Source organism: Acidobacteriota bacterium, assembly GCA_022340665.1.
Classification (GTDB): Bacteria; Acidobacteriota; Thermoanaerobaculia; order Thermoanaerobaculales; family Sulfomarinibacteraceae; genus Sulfomarinibacter.
On record JAJDNM010000119.1, the window covers coordinates 1 to 3562 of the forward strand.

Annotated in this window: 4 protein-coding genes; 1 reads left to right on the forward strand and 3 read right to left on the reverse strand. The window is 59.9% G+C overall.

The genetic code is table 11. From position 1 onward, the window contains the following. The first annotated feature begins 271 nt into the window (after nt 1-271). Nucleotides 272-841, forward strand: a complete 570-nt coding sequence (locus LJE93_13175; protein ID MCG6949858.1) for a hypothetical protein — start codon at nt 272-274, stop codon at nt 839-841. Nucleotides 842-989: 148 nt separating this feature from the next. On the opposite strand, the gene LJE93_13180 is transcribed toward LJE93_13175, so the two are convergent. The 3 genes from LJE93_13180 to LJE93_13190 form a co-directional block, all read right to left on the reverse strand. Continuing rightward, nucleotides 990-1652, reverse strand: a complete 663-nt coding sequence (locus LJE93_13180) for an SDR family oxidoreductase (GenBank protein ID MCG6949859.1) — start codon at nt 1650-1652, stop codon at nt 990-992. Nucleotides 1653-2206: 554 nt separating this feature from the next. Beyond that, entirely contained in the window at nt 2207-2683 is a 477-nt protein-coding gene (locus LJE93_13185) for a PaaI family thioesterase (GenBank protein MCG6949860.1), read from the reverse strand. A gap of 13 nt (nt 2684-2696) precedes the next feature. Next, complete coding sequence (locus LJE93_13190) at nt 2697-3095, reverse strand: hypothetical protein (GenBank protein MCG6949861.1); 399 nt, start codon at nt 3093-3095, stop codon at nt 2697-2699. Nucleotides 3096-3562 lie beyond the last annotated feature (467 nt).

A 3562-nucleotide genomic window follows, 5' to 3' on the forward strand; every position in this document is an offset into this window, starting at 1 on the left:
CCAAAAAACCCGGCTGGGAAAGTGATGAAGCGGAATCTTTCCACACAATCTTCTCGTCGAAATTGATATTTTGGTAGCGTCGTAGATGCTCGGCGTATTATTTCGAGAAGAATGAGAATATACAAGCAGGAAGCGGCGGCAACGATCGTTGTGTTCGATTCTCATCGGATTCCTAGTGAGGGAATGATTGGCGTTCCCTCGGAGAAATCTGGTACCGGAGCCATATCAACCAGTGTCGCCGCGACGAGAGTTTTGCTATCATCCGCCGGTCATGAATACTGCGACACGAAATCGTTTGATTATCGGCGCCGCCATCGTAGCTGTCGGGGTCTTCCTGGCCTTTCAGATGTACTACAGCCAGACCCCGGCCAGGCACGCCGACCACGACCACGCCATCGCAAAGATCGATGCCGGGGGGTTTCTGTGGGTCGAGAACCGTGACGGGAGCCGACGTAATCTGGTCGGGCGCCCGGAGAAGGTCCTCGTGCTCCACTGGTTCGACCCGACGGCCGCCGATTCGTCCGAGGAATCGGCCGCGGCCAAGTTCGCGGCAAGCAAGGCCGACGATCCGATGGTCGAGTTTCTGTTCATCGCCGATGCACCGTCGTGGGAGGGTATCGAGGCCTGGGCGTCCGAGGCCGGCGTCCCGATGGAGCTGATCTATCTCGATGCGAAAGGAAAGACCGGCGATCTCTTCGGCGTTCGCCGAATCCCGGAGACTCTCATTTACGACCCGGCCGGGCTCCTTGCCCACCAGGCGAGGGGGCGGATGAGCTGGTCAGGGCCTCGCCTCGCTGCCCAGATCGAGGAGTACAAATCAGGGGTGGAAGAGATCCACTAACGGGAATTTTGAATTCTGAATTCTGAATTCTGAATTCCCGCCCACCCACCCGGCAGCCGAGACGGCCGCCCCACAAGACTGCAGAACGTAGACTCTTGTGGCACATGGATCTCGCACGCCGGCAGGAAGGGCGAAATATGCTCTGCCCCTACCAGGGAAGCACTTCGCCGTTCATGTGCCGGAAGGTGCCACTCGTTTCGATAGTCAGATCGTCGATGCGGGCGATGAGGCCCTCGGCCGACTCCGAAGGATCGACGAAACCCTGGTGCCCGGTCATGTCGGTGCGCACGAAACCCGGGTGGAGGATCGCCACCGCTATTCCGTCATTCTCGAGGTCTTTCGCCAGAGATCGTCCGGCCATGTTGACTGCCGCCTTGGACATCCGATAGCCGTATCGTCCGCCGGAGGTGTTGTCCTCGATCGAACCCATGCGGCTGGTGATGATTGCCACCTTGGACCCTCGACTGAGGTTGCCTCTCAACGCGGCGGTCACTCTCAGAGGGCCGAGGCTGTTGACCTCGAACTGCTTGCGAATGCGGTCGAAATCGAGATCATCGAGACTTTCATCCGAGAGAATGCCGGCGCAGTTGATGAGAACGTCGATCGAGCGCCCCTTCAATCCGTCCGCCAGTCGATCAACGGCGGCGTCATCGGCGACGTCCACGCTGTCCGCAACCTCAACGCCGAGCTGGTGAAGCTTACCCGAGGACTTCCGGCAGACAGCTACGACTTCGTCGCCGCGTTCTACGTACTGTCGGGCCAGATCGAGGCCGATGCCCCGGTTAGCCCCGGTGATGACGACTGCTGGCATGATTTGACTCCTTCCACCACTGGCATCCTGCGTGTTTCGAAGTCCCCAAACTGAACAATCCCAACGGATTGAGTTGAGCGTTCACCTTTTTTCATCCCGTCCGAGAACCCGGAGGGTCCGAGCGGAGGGATCTGGCGGGTGGATATTGATTGACCAACCTAACCACTCAACCCACAGATTCCTCCGCTCGCTCACGACGTTCGCTCGGTCGGAATGACACGATTGGTCGATCTTTCACGGTACCGCGACTAGCCACCCTCTCACTGCTTCCACATCCCCAGCACCCGGCCGTCATGATCCTCCGACCACAGCTCCAAGTGCAGTACAGGACAGCCCATCATTCCCTCCCTGTGTATTCCACTAAAAGAGATGTTCCGTCTGACCGGCTCTATTCCGTATGTGTCATTGAAGATTGAATGTAGGCGTGCCCTTCAGGGCGCGCCCAAGCGGCCCGAAGACAGAGTCGGCTTCCGGACGGTTCAATGACCCGTTGGCGGGCCGTAAACGACCCGCCTACAGAGGAATAACTGTCCTTCTTTTCGAAGACTGTTCTATCAGAGGTCGTCCTGGACCGCCGGGCGACCGGGCATCTTGAGCAGGGACATGATGTCGCGGTGAACTTCTTCCGGCATCGCCATGAACCGCCCATCGGCGGTAGCGAGGAGCCGGCCGTCCGTGCTGCGAATCTCCGAATGCGCGAGGCGAAAACGGCCCTTGGTGCCGGTCGTTTCTCCCACCACCACGATCTCGCATCCTCCCGCCACCGGCTGCCGGAAGGTGACCGTGAGCTGGATGGTCGTGCACATGCGGCCGATGGAGTGGATGACCGCCCACGCCGCCGTTTCGTCCAGGAGGGCGCAGACGACACCTCCGTGCACGTGACCGCCGTAGCCCTCGAAACGGCGGTCGATCGCGGTCTCGAGCCGAACCCGTCCTTCGTCATCCACGGTGAACTTTGCCCGCAAACCGTGAGTGTTCGATTCGCCGCATACGAAGCAGCTGTCTGACCAGGGCAGCGGCCGTTCAACCATCCTCGCGCCCTCCTCAAAGACCGATGATCGCGCCACCGGCGATCAGCGCCGCAATCAGTGCGAGGCAGCCACACCCGCCACAGCCTCCTCCGCCACGCGCCGCCGCAGCGTTGAATGCCGCTCGCCCGGCGGTACGGCCGACAATCGGAAGGGCCGCGATAGCCACCTTCGAGGCGGCCCGCCGCCACCGTTCCATCTCCTCCTGCTCGAGCTTGTTGCGGAGAATCTGTTTCTCCACCGCGATTCGCTCGCGGTGCTTCATCTCCTCGCGAGTCCGCACCACCTCGAGCTCGTTCTCCTCGGGAATGAACTTCAGTTTCGAGCGGCAGTACTCGCAAAGGGCTTCGACTTCTCCCAACGGAACGTCGAGCGGCGCGCCGCAATTGGGACAGCCGAGGAGTCTCGTTTCCATTGTCAAAGGCTACCACCGAGGGGTAGGGAAAATCCCAGTTTCCATCGCCCGCTGTCCGTATCAGGCTTCAGAAGTTTCCACCCGGAGCGATCGGCGCCTTCGAATCCGTCCAACGAATCCCCTGCAATGACGTGTGTCGAGCCAGTAGGCCGGATCGTTTAGGGAACGAGACAGTCAACTCCGAGTGTGATTCGAGTCACCGATAGGGTACGAAACCGCGGCTAATATCAACGTGTCGCTTCTCAACAATCGAGAAGCGCCGATCGGTGGCAGTCAGGCGCACGATGAGTCCCGTCCCCTCGAACGTGTATGATGTCCGAAGCACCGTTGATAAATCACTTTCAGACGCTGCACACGACGTGAATCGTGCGCCTGGGGAGTGATTGGTGGAAAGGCGGGCGCTGCCACGACAGCTGCCATCGCGAAAAGCTGGGAGGCTGATACGATGACACCGACAATTTCGACAA

Coding starts and splice junctions, on each gene's coding strand:
- LJE93_13175 (MCG6949858.1), top strand. CDS start 272: ATGAATACTGCGACACGAAATCGTTTGATTATCGGCGCCGCCATCGTA.
- LJE93_13180 (MCG6949859.1), bottom strand. CDS start 1,652: ATGCCAGCAGTCGTCATCACCGGGGCTAACCGGGGCATCGGCCTCGAT.
- LJE93_13185 (MCG6949860.1), bottom strand. CDS start 2,683: ATGGTTGAACGGCCGCTGCCCTGGTCAGACAGCTGCTTCGTATGCGGC.
- LJE93_13190 (MCG6949861.1), bottom strand. CDS start 3,095: ATGGAAACGAGACTCCTCGGCTGTCCCAATTGCGGCGCGCCGCTCGAC.